We start from the raw sequence: 20,260 nt of genomic DNA, 5'->3' as shown, positions 1-20,260 counted from the left end.
CTTCATTTGTTACCCAAAGGTACTCACTTGCGCTCGATCACCAGATGCCGAGGCCCGCGCAGCAGCGCACTGCGCCGGTACGGCGGCGGGTCCTCCGCCAGGCGGAAGCCCTCAAGATGAGGGACGAGCGCGCTCAGCGCGATCTGCGCCTCTACGCGGGCCAGCGGAGCGCCGAAGCAGTTGTGGATGCCGCTGCCGAAGCCGAAGTGCTGATTGTCCTCGCGCGTCGGGTCGAAGTGGTCGGGATCCTTGAAACGCAGCGGATCCCGGTTGCCGGAGGCGAGCATGAGGATCAGCCGCGCGCCCTTGGGAATGGTGACGTCGGCGACCTCGATATCGGTCAGCGGAGTGCGCTGCGGCAGCATATGGACGGGCGGCTCGTAACGCAGCAGTTCCTCGACGGCGTTCGGCATCAGCTCGGGTTTGTCGCGCAGCAGCCGTAGCGCCTCCGGGAGCCGCAGCAGGGTGAGTGCTCCGTTGGTGATCAGATTGACCGTTGTCTCATGCCCGGCGATGAGCAGCAGCGTCGCGGTGCTCTTCAGCTCCTCCTTGGTCAGACGTCCGTCGGGACCGGTGTCATTGACGAGGGCGGAGAGCATGTCGTCCGTCGGACGGCCGCGCCGGGTGTCGGCCAGCTCGCCCAGATACTCCGCCATCGCGTTCCGGGCCTCCATGCCCGCCTGAAGGCGTTCCTGGTGGTTCTTGTTCTTCTTCTCCTTCTCCGGAGCGAAGTCGAAACTGGCGATGATCGCGTTCGTCCAGGCGCGGATCCGCGGTACGTCCTCGAACGGCACACCCAGGAGCCGGCAGATCACGGTGACAGGGAGCGGATAGGCGAATTCGTCGACGACATCGATCCGGTCCTTGTCGCGGAACGAACTGATCAGATCGTCGGTGATCCGTGTGATGTCCGCGCGCAGGGCGTCGATCCGGCCGGGGGAGTGCGGCGGGCCGAAGGGCCGCATCGCGATACGGCGGAGCCGGTCGTGTTCGGGATCGTCCACGCCGATGAAGGCCGGCGGATCGGATCTTCTGAGCATGTCCTCGTCGGGATCGGTACGGTTGCGGACGTCCGAGCTGATCCGTGGATCGTGGAGGAGCTCGGCGATCTCGTGGTACGTGCCCACCAGATAGCTGCCGTCGGTCTGCCGTGTCACTCCGTTCTCGCGGAGTTCGGCGTAGAGCGGATAGGGATCGGCGCGGTTCGCGTAGTCGGTGATCCGCTGGAACAGGGTGTCCGGGCGCATGGGTCGGTGACTCCTCTTCGATGGCGGGCGGCGGGCGGCGGGCGGTGGATTGCGGATTGCGGGTGGCGGACGGCGGGCGGACTCAGTCGTGCCGCACCAGCGTCAGGCGCCGGTCCGGCAGATGGCCGGTGAGGGCCACGGTCGGGCCGTGCGAGAGCGTCTGCGGGGACGGTACGTCGGAAGGGACGGGCACACCCGAGCCGTTGGGCGGATCGGAGGCGCCGGGCGCGGGCGGAAACGGCGCCGCCGTCTCGATGAGCCCTTGGTAGTGCTCCAGCCACTTGGCCCGGTTCACACTGACCGCCGCGGTGACCCGTCCCCGGTAGCCGTACACGGCGACCAGCCGGCGCTCCCGCAACGAGCCCTGAGCGATGACCACTTGGTCGGAGAAGGTGGGCACACCGACGGACTTGATGTTGAGGCCGAACTGGCTGGACCAGAAGGCCGGCACCGTCAGATGCGGTCTCCTGCGCGGCCCCGGGCTGACCATGTTGTGTGCCGCCACCTCGGCCTGCGCGACCGCGTTGCCCCAGTGTTCGAGAGCGAGTATCTGGTACTCGAAGAGCGGATGCGGGAAGCGGGCCACATCACCGGCGACGAAGACATCGTCGGTGACGATCCCGTACATGTTGAAGGCACGGCATCCCGCGTCGCAGGCCACACCTCGTGGGCCCGCGGCCAGTCCGGCGTCGGCCAGCCATTCGGTGTTCCGTACGGCGCCCAGCGCGACCACGGCGATATCGGCCTCGATCCGGCTGCCGTCGGAGAACTCGGCGCCGGTGAGCCGGCCCTTGCTGCCCTTCAGCGCGGTGACCGTCACTCCGCAGCGCAGATCGACTCCGTGCGCGCGCTGCAAGGTGGCGGCGAGGGAGCCGAGCGCACCGCCGAGCGCGCCGACCAGAGGCGAGGGCCCGCGTTCGGCGACCGTCACCTCGAAGCCGCGCTCCCGGCAGGCGGAGGCGATCTCCGAGCCGGTGAAGCCCGCGCCGATCACCAGGACTCTGCGCGGGCCGGCGTCGAGACGTTCGGCGAGACGGGCCGCGTCATCGGCGGTACGCAGTGTCATGACGCCGTCGAGAGCGGCCTCTTCGGGATTCGGCCAGGGCCTGGCGCGAGTGCCGGTGGCGATCAGCAGCCGGTCGAAGGACAGCTGTTCGCCGTCGGCGAGGAGCACCCGTTTCTCGATCGGATCGAGGCCGACGGCGGCCACTCCGAGCCGCCACTCCGCGTCCACCTCACGGCGGCCCGGCAGTCCGACGTCCTGTGCGCGCACCCGCCCGAGCAGCACCTGTTTGGACAGCGGTGGCCGGTCGTACGGGCGCTGGGGCTCGTCCCCGACCAATGTCAGCGATCCGGCGAAGCCCTCCTCGCGCAGCGTCTCGGCGGCGCGCAGCCCGGCCAGCGACGCGCCGACGATGACGATCCGGCCGTCGCGCCGTTCACCGGACACGGGCGCCCGCCCGCTCCCCGACCAGGATGGCCTGCACCGGACATGCCGCCGCCGCCCGGCGGACGTGTTCCTGCTGATCGTCGGGAACGGTCGGCGTGTACATCAGGGCTTCCTCACCATGCAGCTCGAACACCTCAGGGGCGAGAAACGCGCACTGCGCGTAACTCTGACAGCGATTGAGGTCGACAACGATCTGCATCCCAGCGATCTGCATCCCGATCCGCTCCTCCGTGCCGCCCGCCCGCCGCCGCCGTCTCCGTCCTACTGCCTGCCGGGAAGCGGCGCGAGCGGTGTTACTCCGGCGAGGGCGCCGGGCGAGGAGAAGCCACACGCGCGGACCAGCCGGGCGGAGTGTCCTCGTGGGCGGACAGGCTCCGTAGCACTGTGGTGACACTCGGGTCAGAGTTCGTGAGGCATGTCCGGTGTGATGCCTCGTGCCGTCAGCGCGTCTGCGTAGTCACTGCGTATCCGTGGGTCCTCGTCCTCGTACGGCAGCAGACTGCCGCCCTCCCGGATGCTGACGAGCACGCCGGGACGGCCGTCCACGATCGGGTTGCCGGCCCGGCGGATGCCCGTCGGATGCTTCACCCCGCCCCGGAACGCCAGCTGTCTGGCCGTCCCCGGGCCGGTGTTGAAGTGCTGGTGGAACCACTTGCTCGGCGGGCTGTAGACGGAGCCCTCGCCCCACTCGACACGGACCACCCGGTCGCCGTTGCCGGCCTGGTACGGGCGGCTGCCCGCCTCCTGCGGCCAGATGAGTACGTAGCCCTCCGACCGCAGGCCGTAGAGAATCGCTCCGCCCAGATGGTGGTGTGCCTTGTGGTAGCGCCCGGCCGGCCAGGAGGTGATGTGCGCGGCGACGGTGTTGCCGGCCATCTCGAAGACGGTCGCGTCCACGCCGCTGCCCTTGACACCCAGGGAGTCCAGCGCGATCTCGTGGATATCGGCGATGAAGTTGGTCTCGGCGATACCGCCGAAGTAGTTCTCGTAGCGCCTGCTGTCCGCGTAGTACGCCGCGCCGGGCGAGAACCGGTCGGTGAAGCGGTAGTCGTTGGCGAAGACGAAGTCCTCGTTGTGGAACAGATCCATCACCATGGGCGCGTCGTTGACGGCCATGTACACCACCGGCTCCGATCCGGTGTTGTGAAGGACATAGGCGCAGTTGAGCGGAATGGCGAAGAAGCTGCCCGGCTGCCACTCGAAGCTGGTCCTGCGGGAGTCGCCGGGCAGCCAGACATCGGCCGCGCCGCGCCCGGACAGGACGGTGATGAACTGCTGGTGCAGATGCTGCTGGCGTTCCAGCGACCGGCGGGCGGCGATCTCACCGATCTGCATGCCGGTGAAGCCCTCCATGCCGTGCAGCTGGACGAACGCCGCCCTGCCCCCGGTGCGTGCCCAGTCGGCGCGCTCCACCGTACGGACATCGGAGATACCGTAGCCGCGGTGGACCGGGATCCCTTCCTTGCGCATCCAGGTGTCGTAGAAGGTCTCCCGGGCCTGGCCGGACGCTGCCATCGGTCACTCCTCTTCCGTCGCGGAACTCGTGCGTCGCGCGGCTCGTCAGTCGTAGAACTCGTCCATCCGCGAGGCGATGCCGTGTTCGGCGCACGCCTCGCGGTACATCAGCCGGACCGCCGGATCCTCGTCCGCGTAGTCGATCTGGTCGCCGCCGAGCCGGGTGCTGACGGAGGACATCGGCAGTCCGGTCGCCGGGTCCCGGCGCGCGTTGAGATGGCGCAGGGCGAGGTAACGGGCGGGCGTGGCACCGGTGTTGAAGTGCTGATGGAAGGTCTCGCCCGGCGGGATCACCAGTGAGCCCTCCGCCCAGTCATACCGCCGGATCGGCTCGCCCTCCTTCCACATCAGGCTGTAACCGGTGCCACTGAGGATCACCACATGGGCGCCGGGCGAGTGCCGGTGTGCCTTCTTGTACGTCCCGACCGGGAACTCCGACACATGCGCCATCATGGTGTTCCTGGCCAGCTTGAACTGGACGTTCGTACCGCCGGCGCCGCGCTCGCGGTACGCGACGAGCTGGAAGTCCCGTACATCCGGGATGAAGTTGCTCTCCCACAGCCGGCCGGTCAGTGTGCCCTCGCCGCTGAAATAGCCGGCCTCTCCCGAGAAGCGGGACGGGAAGTCGTAGGGACAGTCGAAGACGAAATCGGCCTCGTCGAAGAGGTTGATGACCACCGGCGCGTTGGTCACGGCGAGCAGGCTCGCCGGCTGCTCGCCACTGCTGTTGAAGTGCTGGTAGCGGACATTGAGCGGGATCGCGAACAAGGAGCCGCGCTGCCATTCGAAGCTCTGCGGCTCCCCGCCGGGCCCCCATACCGTCGTACTTCCCCGCCCGGAGAGCACATAGATCATCACCTCGTGCAGATGGCGTACGGGGTGGAGGTGCTGCCCGGGCGGGATCCGGCACACATAGCAGTCGTTGCTGCGGTCGCTGGCGTCGTGGTGGATGAAGCAGCCGTAACCGCCCATGCGCGCCCAGGGTTTGAGCGGGACCGCCCGGAGGTCCGGGATATGGAAGCCGGGGACGATGTCGATGCCCTGGCCGCGGGACCACCGGGCGTACGTGCTGGGCGGAGCGGGTGCCCGCCGCGGCTGCGCTGTCATGACTGCCTCCAGAAAGGTGTCTTCTCCTGCGGGCTGCTGCGGGCCACCGCGGACCGAACACTGCTGCGGGCTGCTGGGGCTGCTGGGGCTACTGCGGGCCGAGCAGGTCGACCAGCATCTTCTGGAGCCGCTTCACGTCCTTGGTCAGTACGTTCCAGCCGTAGCTGTCGTAGTACTCGCTGCCCGCCTGCGGGACGGTCGCGCCCAGCTCGGCCGGCACCGGCACGTCCGCGCGATTGCTCGGCACCTGGAGGGCCTTCGTCCATACGGTGTTTCCGTCCTTGCAGACCAGCCAGTTGACCAGCAGCTTGGCGGCCTCCGGGTGCGGAGCCTTGTTGTCGAGGGCCAGCAGGCTGGAGCCGCCGGTCGCCACGGGCGGCGCACCGGTCAGCTTGAGCTGCTTCAGCGGCAGCCCTTCGGCGAGCGCTTCCTCGGTCTCCGCGGTCTGGAGCGACAGACCGAAGGCGAATTTGCCGCGGGCGATGTCGTCCAGTTCCTGCCGCTGGTCGGTCAGCAGAACCGGCTTCTGGTCCACATAGAGGGACTTGACGAAGTCCTTGCCGTAGGCCTGCTCGAAGGCGCCCACATCGTAGATGGCCCCGCCGTTGGAACGCGGGTCGTCCACCACGATCTTTCCCTTCCACTTGGGATCGAGCATGTCCTCGAAGGAGGTCAGATCGCCGTCCTTGACCAGGTCGGTGTTGACGACCACGCCGGAGTCGACGTAGTTCGACAACTGGAGGATTTTCTCCTTCTCGGGATCGACCCACTTGGGCGCGCCGTCACGCCAGTTGTCCGCGGTCAGCAGCGCCGGATCGAGCACGTCCTTGAGGGAACTGATCCAACCCTCGCCGTAGTAGGTGCTCGACATGGTGTTGCCACCGCCGCCGAACACATCGTGGGTGTAGATGCCGGCCTTGCGCTCGGCCTGGAGCTTGGCCGCGATGTCGCTGTTACGGCCGCCGACATAGGTGACCTTGACACCGTAGGTCTGCTCGAACGCCTTCGGTATGTCCGTACGCACACTGCCGTCCGGTGTGCCCGTCATGACCACCTCCCCTTCCTCCTTGGCCCGTTGGGCCAGGGCGCCGTCGGGGTCCGGACATCCCGCGGAGACGCTCTTGCCGTCGGTGTTGTTGCCGGAACCGGCGCTTTCCGCGGAATCGGTGGATGTGCCTCCCGAGCAGGCGCTGAGGAGCAGCACCGCGGCGGCGGGGAGGATGAGCCCGGCCTTCGTCATCATCGACATGGCCCTCACCTGTTCTCTGTGCGAGTGAGTGATGTGGCTGGGGGGTGTGAGGACCATAGCGATGAAGTTCGCCCTCCAGGAATACTCGTGTCGAATATTCCGTCAGGAGGAATGAAGGGCTTTTTCCTGGAGTGCGCTGGAGTGCGAGGGCATCCTCAGCGAGGGCCGGCGGCGTCCTCGGCCCGGACCGGCAGTGTCATGGCGCCGAGCCGGCTGATCGATGTGTCCAGCACATCGCCGGGCAGGATCGGACCGACGCCGGGAGGAGCGCCGGTGAAGATCACATCTCCGGGATTCAGTGTCATCATGCGCGACGCGTAGGCGATGATCTGCGGGATCGGTGTGATCAGCGAGGCGGTGTTGACCGCCTGCCGTCGTTCGCCGTTGCAGGTCAGCAGGATGTCGAAGTCCGCCGGATCACCGGCCTCGTCGCCGGTGGTGAGCCAGGGACCCAGTGGGCTGAAGCTGTCGTAGCTCTTGCGCCGCGAACGGTCGGCCGCGCTCCGTACGGTGATGTCAAGACCGATGGTGTAGCCGAGCACATGCTCCAGCGCGTTCTCTACGGCGATGTCCTTGCCACCGGTGCCGATCACCACGACGAGTTCGGACTCGTGGTGGATCTCGCTGCCTGCCGCGAGTACCTCGCGCGGCAGCACGATATCGGCCTCGGGCCCGACGACCGACGACGGTGCCTTGAGGAAGACATCGAAGTTCATCATCCAGGACTCGACCTGGCCCAGTGTGCGTTGCTGCACCGAGTGCATCTCGTCCACGTGTTCCCGGTAGTTGCTGGCGCAGGCGATGATCTTGGTCGGTGCCAGCACCGGCGCGGCCAGCCGCACCGAGTCCAGCGGCAGGCGCTGGCCGTTGGCCGCGGCCTCCTCCAGGGCGGGCGCGAGCACCGCGAAATCCCGGCACAGGCCACGCCACCAGCCCGCGAGCAACGGATCGGGCTCATGCGGCCACGGCAGTGCGCCGGTGACATCCACCACGGTGTCACCGACGACGACACCGAGACGGTTGCCGTCGAAGATCGCGAGTCTCATACGCTCAGCCTCTCCCTCTCCGTATCCGGCCTCGTCGGCCGGAGCGCCGCCGGAGTGAAGACACCGGTCACCTGCTGAGGCGCGTCGAGAGTCAGTTCGCGGTGGATTCCCAGCGCCCGCAGTACAGGGCTGTCGCCGATGGAGAACAGGTCCGCGCCCTCGGCGCTGGTGTGCTCGACCGCGGCCCAGGACGGGACGACGAACATGTCACCCGTCGACCAGTCGAAGCGCTGCCCCTCGATCACCGACGAGCCCGACCCGCGGTGGACGACGAAGACCGCGTTACCGGTGCGCCGTACGGGCAGGGTCCGCGCGCCGGGTATCAGCCGGTGCATACCGCAGCTCATGGTCGGCAGCACACTGGCACCGGTCTCGGGATTGACATATTCGAGGCTCACCAGCGGTTCGCCGCTCTCGGCGGCCAGCCGGGACAGTTCCCTGTCGGTGTCCGCCCATCGGTAGACCAGGAGCGGCGAGTGTTCTGCGGTCAGCACATCGCGTACGGCTCCGCTGACGAAGCGCGGCCCGGGGCCGGCCTCTCTCTCCGACCGGTTGTGCGGGTCCGTGTCCGGCTGCCGTACTTCGGGATACGGCTCGAAGAACACCGCGTCGAGCGCCTCGATCATCGGTAGATCGAGCCCGTCGAACCAGAGCATCGGACCGTCGCTCGCACTGCTGTGATCGTGCCAGTTCCACGACGGTGTGAGAATCAGGTCACCGGGATGCATGTCGCACACATCGCCGTCGACCGTGGTCGCGACACCGTCCCCGGACAGGATGAAGCGGATGGCGCCCGGCGTGTGCCGGTGTGCCGGTGCCGTCTCGCCGGGGCCGAGGCACTGAATGGCGCCCCACAGCGTTCCGGCGGCATAGGGCAGCCCGGCCAGGCCCGGATTGCCGAGGCTGAGCACCCGGCGCTCGCCACCGCGCTCCACCGGCACCAACCGCAGTGCGCGCTCGGCGAGTTCGGTCAGCACGCGCGAACTCCACAGCCAGGGGACCGAGCGTGGGCGCGGTGCGGGCGGAAGCAGATCACGGGTGATCGTCCACAGCGGATGCAGATCGACGGCGGCCAGGTCCTCGTACAGGGAGGCCAGTTGCGCGTCTTCCTCGGCCGGCGCGCCATCGGTCCGCGCACGCGGTGTGTTGTCGGGTGTCATGAGTCCTCTTTCACCTGCGCCGCGCCGGGCCCGGCCGGGCCGACGGCGGCAGTTCCTTCATGGAGTGGAGTGGGCCGCCGCGTCCATCCGGCGGCGGACCTCCTGTGGTGGCAGGCCGATCCCGAAGCGGGCCACCGATTCCAGCAGGGAGGCGCGCCGGCACCAGGCCCGTGCCCGCTCGGGATCGGCCGCGACGGCACGCAGCTCCTGGTGGTTGGCCTGCCGCTTGGTCTCGTCGCGCTCGCTGATCCGCTCGGTGTTGCGCTTGGTGTCGGCCTGTACGTACTCGACGGCGACCCGGCGGCGCACCTCGGCGAAGGCCGCCAGTTCGGCGTCCTCGTCCGCACCGTCGAGGACGATACGGACAAGTCGGCGGGCGAGGTCGACGGCGTCGTGGATACCGCTGTTGAGGCCCACGCCGCCGAGCGGGCTGTTGATGTGCGCGGCGTCGCCGATCAGCGCGCACGGCCCGGATATGAACGAGTCCGCCACCCGCTGATGGACGTGGTAGATCTGGCGGTCGCCGATCTCGTAGCCGCCCGGGAGGGCCGCGATGCCTTGGAGGCGGCTCTGCATCTCCGCCGGATCGGTGGCGCTCTCGTATGTCTGGCCGGGCGGCACGGGATACACCGCGCGCCAGGACTCCGGTGTGCGCAGCAGGAAGAGCCATTCGTCCGGGTCGGCGACATAGTTGACATCGGCGATGTCGGGTATGAGCGCGCGGAAGTCGGCCGAGGTGCTGGCGATCAGGAATCGCTCGGGATAGGTGAAGCCCTTGAACTCCACGCCGAGCAGTCCTCGGGCCGTGCTGCTCGCACCGTCGGCGGCCACCAGGAAGCAGCCGCGCAGACTCGTCTCGCCCGACGGTCCCCGTCCGTCCACGACCACACCGTCGTCGCCGGTCCGGATCGCCGTGGCCTCGATGCCGTAGTGCAGAGTGGCGTTCGGCTCGTCCGCGAGCCGCTCCACCAGCATCCGGACCAGATGCTGCTGGTTGAGCTGGAGCCGGTGCGGATACTTCGTCTCCTCCTTCAGCAGTGTGAAGTCGAACTCGGCCACCAGCCCCGCGCGCCGGTCGCGGTACTGGTAGCGCGGCACCGCGAGCCCCTCGGTGTGCATCTGTGCCGCGAGGCCGAGTTCGTCGAGCAGTTCGAGAGTCGGCGGATGAAACGTCGACGCACGCCAGTCCGTGCGCGGCTCCGGCTCCCGCTCGATGAGATGGACCCGTACGCCGGCCCGGGCGAGAGCCCAGGCCGCGGTGACGCCGACGGGGCCGCCGCCGAGGATGAGCACAGGCAGCCCACGATGATTCGACACGAATGTCATAGCCCAAACCTTAGTGATTATTCCGTGCGCCGAAAGAGTTGACGCTACTATTCCGATATGAAGAACTCAGTCCACGAAGAACCCCACCGCGCCGTCCCGTACTCCACACAGTCCGGCCTCTCATCGGTCGACAACGCCCTCCAGTTGCTGCATCTCATCAGCGAGCGCCGCGCGCTGCGTGTCGCGGAGGCCGCCGACGACTTGGGCGTCGCCCGGTCCACCGCACACCGGCTGCTGACCGCACTGCGCCGGCAGGGCTTCGTGACCCAGGACAAGCCGAACGGTGTCTACCGTCCCGGCCGCGCCCTGCTCGAAATCGGGCTTTCCGCCATCGGCCGGGTCGATATCCGGCACGCGGCCCGGCCCGTACTCGAAAAGCTGAGTGAGGACACTCAGGAGACGGCCAGTCTGCTGTTGCTGGAAGGCGATTCCGTACGGTTCATCGACTGTGTGGAAGGCTCACGCTCGGTGCGTGTCGCCACCCGTACCGGCATCGTCCTGCCCGCTCACTGCACGGCGGGCGGCAAGGCGATCCTGGCGGCGCTGCCTCCCACCGACCTGGGCCGGCGCTATCCCACCCGCCAGTTGGACACCCGTACGCCCAACTCCATAGGAACATGGGGCCAGTTGGAGACCGAACTCGACGGGATCCGTGACCTCGGCTACGCGGTGAACTTCGGAGAGGGCGAGAGCAGCATCAGCGCCGTGGGAATGGCGATCTACGACCTCATCGGCTATCCGCTCGCGGCGATCGCCGTGGCCGTGCCGCACTCCCGGCTGGAGACCGTCGACCAGGCCCGGCAGCTCGCGCCGATGCTGGTCGAGGCCCAGCTCTCGGTGCATGACGCGCTCAACGAGACGGTCTGAGCCGGGCTTCCGGCTCCGCGCCGGACGTCCGGTGCCACGGCGGCGGTCTGGCCCACGCCGGCCCGCCGTTCACAGCGAGAACACCATCGATTTGAGCGAGACCGGTACGGTCCCGGACTTGGGCAGCACCGCGCCGATGTCCACGAAGTCGAACTCGCCGACCGTGATGCCGTCGACGGAGATCACCGGCACCGTGACGCCCTGGTCGAGCAGAATGCCTCCGACCGTTCTGGCGATATCGCCCTCGAAGAGCAGACACAGCGGCCCGCCCGCCGCGATCCGCGCGCTCAGACCGCGCCGGATGCCCTCGACAAAAGCGTCGAGGCGCGGAAAGCTCGGCAGTCCGTTCCACCGGAATCCCAGGGCCAGCGCGTCGGCCGGATCGGCATCGAGACGAGCGAGATGTGTTCCGATTGCTTCCGCGACCGAGGAGGGATCGACCGTCTCGGCCAGCTCCACCTCGGGCCGGACCACCCGCAGATTGTGCAGCGGAAGCAGGTCCGGATCGCTGATGTGGATGGTGTTCCCGCTCACCCGCACGGTGTACTGGGACGCCCCGAGCACCGTCGCCCTGATCGTCCCGCCACCGTCCTCCACCGGGCCCGGCAGCCTGCCCGACCTCTCGGCCAGCGCGCGGCCGAACAGCGGCCCCAGATCGCCGAACTCCCGGGACTCACGGCCGTAGACGTACTCGGCGACTCCGCCGGAGAACACAACGGCATCGTAGGGACCGTGCTCGGTCAGCGGTTCGGTGAGCCGGAGCCAGTCGAGACCGTCGAGCGGAGCGGGAGTTCCATTGACCGTGGCGACGACGGTGTCGGCCATCAGCGCCGCCAGTTCGGCCAGTTCGGCCGCGTGGACCCGGTCGCCCGACGACCAGTCCAGGCCCAGCGACAGGGCCAGCCGCCGGCCCGCGGGCTCCAGCCGGACGATCCGTCCGGAGGCATCGACCACGATCAGCCGTGCGCCGAGATGCAGCGCGCCGGTCGACCGGACGGTGCCCGCCTCGGCCACCGACAGCTTGGTGGTGCCACCGCCGATGTCGATGTTGAGCACCCGCGCGCGGTCGCGCTCGCTCCTGGCCACCGCGCCCGAGCCATGGGCGGCGAGCGTGGCCTCCATGTCATGGCCGGCCGTGGCGCAGATGAAACGCCCGGTCCGGGCCGCGAACAGATCGGCGATGGCACGTGCGTTGTGGCGCCGGGTGGCCTCGCCCGTGAGGATGACCGCACCGGTGTCGACCTCGTCGGCCCGGATGCCGGCGTCCTGGAACGCCTGGTCGACCAGGGCCGTCAGGCGTTTCTCGTCGATGCGCAGCCCTTCGGCGTAGGGCGTCAGGGCGACGGCCGACTCATGGACGATCTGCTTGTCCACGACGGCGAAGGCGCTGGACAGCTCACGTCCCAGCCGGCGCAGGGTCAGCCGGGAGAAGAGCAACTGGCTGGTGGCGGAGCCGATATCGATGCCGACACTGGTCAGGACGATCTGATCGCGCTCCCACAGCGGATGGTCCGGATCGTCGGTCCCGATGGTCACACCATGGTCATGGTCATGGTCATGGTCATGGTCGTGGGCGTGGGCGTGGGCGTGGGCGTGGTCGTCATGGGTGTCGGTGTGACCGTGGTGGTGCTGATCGTGGTGGTGTGTCCCGGTCAGGGCGCTGTTCGGCATGGCCTCATCCCTCCTCGGCCCCTTCTTCGGCGAGCCGCCGGTAGAAGCGCCACGCCGAGTCGATCAGCTCCGGCCGGGTCCGGCCCGTACCGACGATCTCCTCGTACTCGGCCTTCCCGATCGGCCTCGGCTCACCGAGCAGCCGCGCCCTGTAGTTGAGTTCGGCCAGCTCGCTCAGCTTGATGACATTCAGTGCCGCCTCCTCCGGACTCGCGCCCACCGCCGTCACACCGTGCCCGCGCATCAGGCACACCGCGCCCGACCCGAGCACGGCGGCCATCGCGTCCCCGAGCTCCGGAGTCGTCACCAGCACACTGCGCTCGAACGTGGGCACGCCTCGGTCCAACAACCGTAGGGCGTACGGGTCGTAGGCGCCGATCACCGGCAGCAGCGGCACATCACAGATACCGAAGAGCACCGGCATCAGCGGATGGACATGCACCACACTGGTGACATCCGGACGTGCCCGGTACACCGCGAGATGGATCGCGAGTTCCCGTGGCGGCTCAAGACCCGGCGCGGACGAGCGTGGTGTCCCGTCAGGATCCACCACCACGACATCCTCCGCGCCGGCGAACCGAAGACCGGACTCCGAAGGCCCGCGGGCCTTGATCGCGACGGTCCCGTCGGCGAGCAGCATGCTGATGTGGCCGGCCGGTTCGCGGGTGAGACCCAGCCGGCCGAGTACCCGGCAGGCCGCCGCGATGCGCTCGGCCGCCGCCACGGGCTCGGCCGTGGACGTCATCACACCCGGCCCTCGGCCACGGCCACCCGGGCCTGGCCACGGGACACGTCGAAGGTGACCACGGCCTGGGCGGGATCGCGGATCAGCGCCATCGGGTCCTCTCCGGCCTGTACCCGCTCGATCTGCTGCCGCAGCAGCCTGCGGTACATGGCGATGCCCTTGTCCTCCGCGCCGAGCATCTCCTTGGTGCGGTCGTAGACGGCGCCCTGTGTCTCCCAGGCCATCCGGTCCTGGCTGGTGAAGGTGTTCATCGCGTGGTCACCGTCGGCCGTCATCTCCGACGGGACGCGCACGACGGAAGGTTCCTCGTCGTGCACCCGCTCCTCGCCCGGCTTGTCCGGCAGCAGACCGGCCCGGATGAGCATGGTGTGTTCGTCGTCCACCGGCACCCGCCAGTGCATCGCCTGCAACGGGCCCTCGGGCAGCCGCAGGATGTTGGGGAACACCAGCGGATGTCCCGTCTCCTCCTCCAGCTCACCGGTGTTGTCGCGGTAGACACGGCGCTTGATGATGCCCCACTCGAACTGCTCGAAGGAGTACTTCTCGATGGGCCGGTAGTAGTAGCTGCCGCGGTCGATGCCCTTCATCCGCATGGTGTGTCCGTGCAGCCAGAAGGTGTGCACGGTGTCGACGGCGTTCTCCATCGGCTGGAGCCAGTTGCACTGGAGGTCTTCCTCGACAAACAGTGTGAGGTGGCCGTCGCGCCGGTCGAGCACATCCCAGCGAGGCAGTACGGGCGGGTCGCCGGGGCCCAGATAGGCGAAGACGATGCCGCGGTAGGCCTGTACCGGATAGGCGGCGATCCGGGCACGTTCGCGGGCCCGCCGGTTCTCCTGCTCGAAAGGCTGCTCAAGGCACTGACCGGTACGGTCGTACTTCCAGCCGTGGTACGGGCAGCGGATCTCGCAGCCCTCGACAAAGCCGTAGTAGAGGGACACCCGACGGTGTGCGCACGCCTCCGCGACCAGGGCGTAGGTGTTCTCGTCGGTCAGATAGAGCACTAGGTCCTCGCCCAGCACCCGGATCCGCTTGGTCCGCTTCTCTGTTGAAAGATCCGCGGTGACGGCGACCGGCTGCCAGTACCGCCGCAGCAGATCGCCCGCCGGAGTACCCGGACCGACGCGCGTGAGAAATTCGTTCTCGGCTTCACTGATCATGGTCATGCTCCTCTTGATTCCGCAGTGCCTGCCGCAGCATGGCGGCGACACGCCGCCGGAGGTCGTCGCGCTCCCCGGTGCCCCGCGCCGCCCAGGTGTCGGCCAGTCGGCGCAGATACGGTGTGGCGTCCGCGCCCGGGAGGGCCTCGATGAGCGGCTCGATGTCGCGCTCGAGTTCCTCCAGGTACTCCCAGGCCCTGTCCTCGGCGGGAGACCAGCCGAGCCGTGCCTGAAGCGCGTTGAGATAGCTCCAGAAGTCGACCGACAGTGTCGGTGTGTCCGCCGCGGGGGAGAAGTCCTCGTCGAAACTCCGTTCAAGGCTGATCATTGTCAGCCGCTCCGACCGGCGGCCCGGTCCTGGAGCCGCGCGGCCCGTTCGTAGACCTCGTCCATACGGCTCTTCGCACCGTGCTCGGCGAGCTCGGCCTCGAATGTCGCGCGTACGGACGGATCCTCGTCCTGGTACTCGATCTGGTCGCCGCCCTCGGTGGTGGGACGGTCGATGAGGAACTGCTTGAACAGCGGATACTTCTTGCTGCCCCAGCGCAGTGCGAGATAACGGGCGGGCGTGGTACCGGTGTTGAAGTGCTGGTGGAACCACCGCTCCGGCGGCACCACGATCGAGCCCTGCCGCCAGTCGACCTTCCGTACCGGTTCGCCCTCACGCCACAGCAGCGAGAAGCCCGTACCGCCGAGGATGATCACATGGGCGCCGGCGTTGTGCCGGTGGGCCTTCTTGTACGTACCCACCGGGAACTCCGAGACATGGCCGCACAGGCTGTTGTCGGCGATCTCCAGCATGACGTTGCTGCCGCCAGCGCCGCGGGCGGCCCAGGACTTCAGCTCGATACCGGCCGCGTCGGGGATGAATCTGGACTCCCACACCCGGGACTGATAGGCCGTGCCCGCGCCGCTGAAGTCGTCCTTGTCCGACCCGAATCTGTCGGTGAAGTCGAAGTCGCAGTCATAGATGAACGAGCGGTTGTGGAACATCCGCATCACCAGCGGCGCGCTGGTCACGGTGTAGAAACGGGCCGGCTGCGACCCACTGCCGTTGAAGTGCTGCGCGTAGGCGTTGAGCGGTACGGAGAACACACTGCCCGCGTTCCACTCGAATGTCGTCCGCGTCCCGGCGGAGTTCCACACCGTGGTCGAACCCCGGCCGGAGACGACATAGGTGATCTCCTCGTAGAGATGACGCTCGGGTGCCATCTCACCGCCCGGGGCGATCTCGATGATGTGGGCGTCGTTGACATCCTCGGTGCCCTCCAGCCGGGCGACCGCCGCCCGGCAGCCACGCCGCTCCCAGGTGCCCAGCTCGACGGTGCGGAGGTCCTCGATGAACAGCCCTTCCACGACCGTGAGTCCCTCATCGGTCAGCCACTGCTCGTAGGCCGTCGGGCGCTTGATCGTGGGCAACTCGGTCTCGGCCACGCTCATCTGATGTCTCCTTGTGCGCTAGTTCGAACCGATGAGGCTTTTGATCAGTTCCGTCGCGTCCTTGACGCCCTTGGTGAGGAACTCCCAGGAGTTGGTGTTGAAGTAGTCCACACCGTCCTGCGGGACCTGCCAGGCGGGCAGATCGGCCGGCGGCTTGACGTCGGAGCGGGCGCTGATGCTTCCGTACGCGTCGTTCCACGCCTTGTTGCCGTCCGGGCAGGCCAGCCACTGGGCCAGCACCTTGGCGGCCTCGGGGTGCGGCGGCTTGTCGGAGACGGCCAGGAAGCCGAAACCGCTGGTGGTCTGGAGCAGGTCCGGCATGACGACCTTGACCGGCAGCCCGTCGTCCGCCGCCGTGTCGACGTCGAGCTGGCCCAGCCCCAGGGCGATCGGGTACTTGCCCTTGGCCAGATCGTCGGTGCCCTGCCGGGAGTCGGTGATGAGGATCGGCTTCTGGTCCTTGTACAGCTGCTTGACGAACGCGTCGCCGTAGCCGTCGGCCGCCTGGAACATACCCACGTTGTAGATCGCGCCGCCCGGGCTCCGCGGGTCGATGGTGGCGATCTTGCCCTTCCACTTCGGGTCGAGCAGATCCTTCCAGGAGGTGATCTCGTCCGCCTTCACCTGGTCGGTGTTGATGACGATGGGCACACTGACGTACTTGCTGATGCTGAGGATCTTCTTGTCCGCGTCCACGAACGGGACGGTCCCGCCACGCCATCCCTTCGGGTCCAGCTCCGAAGCGGGCAGTACGCCGGTCAGCGGAGCGATCCAGTTCTGCGCGTGGTAGGTGTTGGCCATGGTGTCGGCGCCGCCGAGGAACACGTCCTGGGAGTAGATCCCGGCCTGCCGCTCGGACTGGAGCCGGGCCGCGTTGTCCTTGCCGCTGGTGCCGATGTAGTCGAGGCTGATGCCGTAGGTCTGCTCGAACGCCTTGGGCAGCTGCTGCCGTACGGTGTCGGTGGGCGGGCCCGACATCACGACCGTGCCCTCCTTCTTCGCCTTGGTGACGAGCGCGCCCGAGGGATCCGGGCAGGAGCTGCTGACATCAGCGGGAGCGCTGCCAGCCGTCGTGCTGGTCGAGCCGTCGCCGCACGCCGTCGCGACGAGGGCCACCGCGGCGCCCGCGCATATCAGCTTCCAGTTGTGGTGAGCGATGAATCTTTTGATGACGCACCTGCTTTCGTTGCGGAGAGGGATGACGGCGCGGTACCGCCGGTCACCCGGAGACGGCGTCCCGGCCGTGTCTTGCGCAGCCGGCCGCCGCTGAGCACCCGGGACAGCAGCGCCACACCGACGGTGAGCGCGCTGATGAGGACGCCCAGCACGGAGGCCTGTTCGAGTACGCCGCTGGTGCTGTATTCGAGGAGGAGGATCGACAGCGGCCGGGAGTCGTTGCTGCTGAGCAGGACGACGGTGCTGACGTCACTCACGGCGGAGTGGAAGGTGAGCACTCCGGCCGCGGCCACGGACGGGCCGAGGAGAGGGAAGAGGATATAGGTGTACGCGCGCACCGGAGTGGCGCCGCAGATCCGCGCCGCCCGGTCCAGATCGGGGCTCACCTGGAGGATGGCGGCCTTCAACTGCTGTGTACCGGTGGCCATATGGCTGATCACCAGCGCGATGATCAGGCCGAAGAGATTGCCGTACAGCACGGTGCGCAGCGGAGTGCCGAGATAGACCCAGAGCAGTCCGAGGCCCAGCAGCATGCCCGGTACGGCGGCCGGCAGCCAGGCCATCACATCGACACCGCCCCGGGTGGGCAGTTCGCTGCGGACGATGACGAAGGCGATGACGAAGTAGACGAGCACACCGACCAGGGTGGCGATCAGACCGATGATCAGTGTGTTGCGCACCGAGGAGGCGAACAGGTTGTCGTTGAAGAGCGCCGACCAGTGCTCCGTGGTGAAGGGATTGGTCAGCTGGAAGAATCCGAACCGCCGCATGAACGAGCCCAGTACGATCGCGCCCATGGGAAGCACCACGGTGATGATCGCGTAGAGCGAGAGCACTCCGGCGACCACCCAGCGGCGTACGCGGCCCAGCCGGATCGGCTCGTCGTTGTACGTGTGCGCGCCGATGGTGACGTAACTGCGGCTCCGTACGGCGAACCGCTGCATGATCGCCAGCATGATCAGGATCGGGATGAACACCGAGCCCAGCGCGGTCGCGGTGCCGAACTGCGGAGGCGACGACTGGAGCCAGTTGTAGATCTGGGTGGAGTAGACGTTCAGCCCGATCGGTGTGCCGAGCAGCAGCTCGATCTCGAAGGTCTTCAGCGAGTAGACGAAGCTGAGCAGCGTGGCGGCGATGATGGCCGGACGCATCATCGGCACGGTGACACTCACCAGGGTACGCAGCCGGCTGGCGCCGCAGGTCTGCGCGGCCTCCTCCATGGAGCGGCTCATCCTGCGGAACGCCGGCACCAGCAGGATCACCATGATGGGTACGGTGGTGGCGGTCAGATGCGTCCAGATGATGCCCCAGTAGCTGTAGATGTTCAGCGGGCCCTGGGTCAGATCACCCAGCCCCGGAACCATCCTGATCACCTGATTGACCACACCGTTGGCCGGATCGAGCAGCAAGATCCAGCCCAGGGTCATCGAGAGTGAAGGGATGAAGAACGAGAACCACAGGAACACCTCGATGATCTTGCCGCCGGGCATATCGGTGCGCGCGATCAGCCAGGAGACGACCGTGGCGATCACCATGCCGAGCAGCACTCTCGGTACGCCCAGCCGCAGTGTGTTCCAGGCGGACTCCCACATCGCGCCGTTGGCGAAGGCCTGCCGCCAGTTGTCCAGGCCGTAGGTGGCCGGATCGCCGGGATCGGCGACATTGAGGCTGTTCAGCAGCAGCAGTGTGATGGGGACGACGGTGACGGCGGCCACCAGCAGCAGTACGACGGTGCCGGTCAGCCGGGAGCCGCTCGAACGGCGCGCGCTGATCAGCCTTTTCACCGGACCGGGCAGCGGCTCGACGGCGTCCGGGGCCACCGGCGGCAGGAGGCCGGTCACAGCGGCCACACCATCGCGCGCTGCGGATCGACCTCGACGACGACCAGGTCACCGGGCTGGTGCACCACCCTGCGCGGCGCGCTGAGCAGCACATTGGATCCGGCGATGTCGAGTACGTACTCGAAGCTGTCGCCGAGGTAGACGGAGGACAGCACCCGGGCGGCCACTTGGTTGGGCGCGGGGCCGCCGGGAGCGGCCGGCTTGATGTCGACGTCCTCGGGCCTGAGATACACGCCCACCCGGTCGCCGTCGCCCAGTTCCGCCGGTACATCGGGGCCGTGGATCTCACCGGCCGACTCGCCGCCGGTGCCGAGCAGGACCCGGCGTCGCGACGCGTCTCCCGTGAGCACGCCCTCCACGACGATCAGCCGGCCGAGGAAGTCACGTACGAACGCCGTCTTCGGGCGCTCGTAGAGGTCCATGGGCCGGCCGACCTGCTCGACCTTGCCCTTGTTCATCACCGCGAGACGGTCGGCCAGGGACAGTGCCTCGTCCTGGTCGTGGGTGACGAAGAGCATCGTGATGCCGAGTTCCCGGTTCAGTCTGCGGATCTCGCGGCGCATCTGGATACGCAGCTTCGCGTCCAGGTTCGACAGCGGCTCGTCCAGCAGCAGCAGGTCAGGCGTGTAGACAAGGGCCCGTGCGAGTGCGACCCGCTGCTGCTGACCGCCCGAGAGAAGAGTGGCCGGCCGGTCCGCCAGCGCCTCCAGACCGGTGACCGTCAGGATCTCCTCGACCCTGCGGCGCCGTTCGGCACGCTTCACCCGGCGCATACGCAGCGGAAAGGCGACGTTCTGCGCGACGGTCATATGGGGCCAGATGGCGTAGGACTGGAAGACCATCGCGATATTGCGCTTCTCCGACGGCAGGAAGGTGCCACGGCCGGCATCGGCGAGTGATCTGTCACGCATCGAGATCGAGCCCTGGTCGATCTTCTCCAGGCCCGCGATCATCCGCAGCGAGGTGCTCTTTCCGCAGCCGCTCGGGCCGAGGAGGGCGAATATCTCGCCGCGCTTGACGTCGAGGTCGATCTGGTCGACAGCGACGACGTCGTTGAACTTCCTGGTCACACCGGACAGCCGGAGCTGTACGGCGGGCTCACCGGAAGCCTGGTCCACCGGGCCTGTGATCCGGCCCTCGAGGCGGTCCGGTGTGGTCGCCCTCATCGACATCCTGCACTCCTCGGATCAGTCCTGGTTCACGCGACCTTAACCAGGAATACCTCATAGAGAAATACTTGTTCTCTAAGTTCTTCGATATGGA

18 protein-coding genes are annotated in these 20,260 nt (G+C 67.8%); 1 reads left to right on the top strand and 17 read right to left on the bottom strand.

Annotated features, from left to right (window positions below; all coding sequences use genetic code 11):
* Positions 1 to 23 precede the first annotated feature (23 nt).
* The 9 genes from ACFV6H_RS07960 to ACFV6H_RS07920 all read right to left on the bottom strand — a co-directional run bounded on the left by ACFV6H_RS07960 (position 24) and on the right by ACFV6H_RS07920 (position 10,100).
* Positions 24 to 1,247, bottom strand: a complete 1,224-nt coding sequence (locus ACFV6H_RS07960; protein ID WP_385539643.1) for a cytochrome P450 — start codon at positions 1,245 to 1,247, stop codon at positions 24 to 26.
* An 82-nt stretch (positions 1,248 to 1,329) separates the two neighbouring features.
* A complete protein-coding gene (locus tag ACFV6H_RS07955; protein ID WP_385539641.1) occupies positions 1,330 to 2,697 on the bottom strand; it encodes an NAD(P)/FAD-dependent oxidoreductase in 1,368 nt (455 codons plus the stop codon).
* The gene (locus ACFV6H_RS07950) at positions 2,687 to 2,896 is read right to left on the bottom strand and encodes a ferredoxin (protein ID WP_093594174.1); all 210 of its coding nucleotides are present in this window, start codon (positions 2,894 to 2,896) and stop codon (positions 2,687 to 2,689) included. Before ACFV6H_RS07950 ends, ACFV6H_RS07955 begins: the two co-directional genes overlap by 11 nt.
* A gap of 200 nt (positions 2,897 to 3,096) precedes the next feature.
* Positions 3,097 to 4,212, bottom strand: coding sequence for a hypothetical protein (locus tag ACFV6H_RS07945; RefSeq protein WP_385539639.1), 1,116 nt, complete (start codon positions 4,210 to 4,212; stop codon positions 3,097 to 3,099).
* 45 nt (positions 4,213 to 4,257) lie between these two features.
* A complete protein-coding gene (locus ACFV6H_RS07940) occupies positions 4,258 to 5,319 on the bottom strand; it encodes a cupin domain-containing protein (RefSeq protein WP_385539637.1) in 1,062 nt (353 codons plus the stop codon).
* Positions 5,320 to 5,407: 88 nt separating this feature from the next.
* Positions 5,408 to 6,568: an ABC transporter substrate-binding protein gene (locus ACFV6H_RS07935; protein ID WP_384975264.1), complete on the bottom strand. Its 1,161-nt coding sequence runs from the start codon at positions 6,566 to 6,568 to the stop codon at positions 5,408 to 5,410.
* Positions 6,569 to 6,723: 155 nt separating this feature from the next.
* On the bottom strand, positions 6,724 to 7,614 hold the full coding sequence (locus tag ACFV6H_RS07930; RefSeq protein ID WP_385539634.1) for a fumarylacetoacetate hydrolase family protein: 891 nt from the start codon (positions 7,612 to 7,614) through the stop codon (positions 6,724 to 6,726).
* Positions 7,611 to 8,774 (bottom strand): cupin domain-containing protein, encoded by a 1,164-nt coding sequence (locus tag ACFV6H_RS07925; protein ID WP_385539632.1) that lies wholly within the window; start codon positions 8,772 to 8,774, stop codon positions 7,611 to 7,613. Before ACFV6H_RS07925 ends, ACFV6H_RS07930 begins: the two co-directional genes overlap by 4 nt.
* Positions 8,775 to 8,831: 57 nt before the next feature.
* Entirely contained in the window at positions 8,832 to 10,100 is a 1,269-nt protein-coding gene (locus ACFV6H_RS07920; protein WP_385539630.1) for an FAD-dependent oxidoreductase, read from the bottom strand.
* A gap of 57 nt (positions 10,101 to 10,157) precedes the next feature.
* Here ACFV6H_RS07920 and ACFV6H_RS07915 point away from each other — a divergent pair, with 57 nt between their 5' ends.
* Positions 10,158 to 10,967, top strand: a complete 810-nt coding sequence (locus ACFV6H_RS07915; RefSeq protein WP_385539628.1) for an IclR family transcriptional regulator — start codon at positions 10,158 to 10,160, stop codon at positions 10,965 to 10,967.
* Between the two features lie 69 nt (positions 10,968 to 11,036).
* On the opposite strand, the gene ACFV6H_RS07910 is transcribed toward ACFV6H_RS07915, so the two are convergent.
* From ACFV6H_RS07910 to ACFV6H_RS07875, 8 genes are read right to left on the bottom strand one after another with little or no spacing between them, the layout of a single operon-like run.
* The gene (locus ACFV6H_RS07910; RefSeq protein ID WP_385539626.1) at positions 11,037 to 12,638 is read right to left on the bottom strand and encodes an ethanolamine ammonia-lyase reactivating factor EutA; all 1,602 of its coding nucleotides are present in this window, start codon (positions 12,636 to 12,638) and stop codon (positions 11,037 to 11,039) included.
* Between the two features lie 4 nt (positions 12,639 to 12,642).
* Positions 12,643 to 13,383: a class II aldolase/adducin family protein gene (locus tag ACFV6H_RS07905; protein ID WP_385539624.1), complete on the bottom strand. Its 741-nt coding sequence runs from the start codon at positions 13,381 to 13,383 to the stop codon at positions 12,643 to 12,645.
* Complete coding sequence (locus ACFV6H_RS07900; RefSeq protein ID WP_385539622.1) at positions 13,383 to 14,540, bottom strand: Rieske 2Fe-2S domain-containing protein; 1,158 nt, start codon at positions 14,538 to 14,540, stop codon at positions 13,383 to 13,385. Before ACFV6H_RS07900 ends, ACFV6H_RS07905 begins: the two co-directional genes overlap by 1 nt.
* Positions 14,530 to 14,868 (bottom strand): hypothetical protein, encoded by a 339-nt coding sequence (locus ACFV6H_RS07895; protein ID WP_384790672.1) that lies wholly within the window; start codon positions 14,866 to 14,868, stop codon positions 14,530 to 14,532. The genes ACFV6H_RS07900 and ACFV6H_RS07895 overlap by 11 nt, the downstream gene beginning before the upstream one ends.
* A gap of 2 nt (positions 14,869 to 14,870) precedes the next feature.
* The gene (locus ACFV6H_RS07890) at positions 14,871 to 15,980 is read right to left on the bottom strand and encodes an ethanolamine ammonia lyase-activating protein (RefSeq protein WP_385539619.1); all 1,110 of its coding nucleotides are present in this window, start codon (positions 15,978 to 15,980) and stop codon (positions 14,871 to 14,873) included.
* A gap of 18 nt (positions 15,981 to 15,998) precedes the next feature.
* Entirely contained in the window at positions 15,999 to 17,096 is a 1,098-nt protein-coding gene (locus tag ACFV6H_RS07885; RefSeq protein ID WP_384790666.1) for an ABC transporter substrate-binding protein, read from the bottom strand.
* Positions 17,097 to 17,113: 17 nt separating this feature from the next.
* Positions 17,114 to 18,997: an ABC transporter permease gene (locus tag ACFV6H_RS07880; RefSeq protein WP_385539616.1), complete on the bottom strand. Its 1,884-nt coding sequence runs from the start codon at positions 18,995 to 18,997 to the stop codon at positions 17,114 to 17,116.
* Positions 18,994 to 20,169: an ABC transporter ATP-binding protein gene (locus ACFV6H_RS07875; RefSeq protein WP_385539615.1), complete on the bottom strand. Its 1,176-nt coding sequence runs from the start codon at positions 20,167 to 20,169 to the stop codon at positions 18,994 to 18,996. The genes ACFV6H_RS07880 and ACFV6H_RS07875 overlap by 4 nt, the downstream gene beginning before the upstream one ends.
* Between the last annotated feature and the right edge of the window lie 91 nt (positions 20,170 to 20,260).

Origin of the sequence: Streptomyces sp. NPDC059743 (genome assembly GCF_042732975.1) — a bacterium.
Lineage (GTDB): Bacteria > Actinomycetota > Actinomycetes > Streptomycetales > Streptomycetaceae > Streptomyces.
This window is presented reverse-complemented; position numbering and strand designations above follow the sequence as displayed.

What these genes read in the sequence shown, in the direction of transcription:
- ACFV6H_RS07910 (WP_385539626.1), bottom strand. Translation starts at nt 12,638, where the DNA reads ATGCCGAACAGCGCCCTGACCGGGACACACCACCACGATCAGCACCAC.
- ACFV6H_RS07905 (WP_385539624.1), bottom strand. Translation starts at nt 13,383, where the DNA reads ATGACGTCCACGGCCGAGCCCGTGGCGGCGGCCGAGCGCATCGCGGCG.
- ACFV6H_RS07895 (WP_384790672.1), bottom strand. Translation starts at nt 14,868, where the DNA reads ATGATCAGCCTTGAACGGAGTTTCGACGAGGACTTCTCCCCCGCGGCG.
- ACFV6H_RS07925 (WP_385539632.1), bottom strand. Translation starts at nt 8,774, where the DNA reads ATGACACCCGACAACACACCGCGTGCGCGGACCGATGGCGCGCCGGCC.
- ACFV6H_RS07920 (WP_385539630.1), bottom strand. Translation starts at nt 10,100, where the DNA reads ATGACATTCGTGTCGAATCATCGTGGGCTGCCTGTGCTCATCCTCGGC.
- ACFV6H_RS07945 (WP_385539639.1), bottom strand. Translation starts at nt 4,212, where the DNA reads ATGGCAGCGTCCGGCCAGGCCCGGGAGACCTTCTACGACACCTGGATG.
- ACFV6H_RS07900 (WP_385539622.1), bottom strand. Translation starts at nt 14,540, where the DNA reads ATGATCAGTGAAGCCGAGAACGAATTTCTCACGCGCGTCGGTCCGGGT.
- ACFV6H_RS07915 (WP_385539628.1), top strand. Translation starts at nt 10,158, where the DNA reads ATGAAGAACTCAGTCCACGAAGAACCCCACCGCGCCGTCCCGTACTCC.
- ACFV6H_RS07940 (WP_385539637.1), bottom strand. Translation starts at nt 5,319, where the DNA reads ATGACAGCGCAGCCGCGGCGGGCACCCGCTCCGCCCAGCACGTACGCC.
- ACFV6H_RS07875 (WP_385539615.1), bottom strand. Translation starts at nt 20,169, where the DNA reads ATGTCGATGAGGGCGACCACACCGGACCGCCTCGAGGGCCGGATCACA.
- ACFV6H_RS07950 (WP_093594174.1), bottom strand. Translation starts at nt 2,896, where the DNA reads ATGCAGATCGTTGTCGACCTCAATCGCTGTCAGAGTTACGCGCAGTGC.
- ACFV6H_RS07890 (WP_385539619.1), bottom strand. Translation starts at nt 15,980, where the DNA reads ATGAGCGTGGCCGAGACCGAGTTGCCCACGATCAAGCGCCCGACGGCC.
- ACFV6H_RS07930 (WP_385539634.1), bottom strand. Translation starts at nt 7,614, where the DNA reads ATGAGACTCGCGATCTTCGACGGCAACCGTCTCGGTGTCGTCGTCGGT.
- ACFV6H_RS07935 (WP_384975264.1), bottom strand. Translation starts at nt 6,568, where the DNA reads ATGTCGATGATGACGAAGGCCGGGCTCATCCTCCCCGCCGCCGCGGTG.
- ACFV6H_RS07960 (WP_385539643.1), bottom strand. Translation starts at nt 1,247, where the DNA reads ATGCGCCCGGACACCCTGTTCCAGCGGATCACCGACTACGCGAACCGC.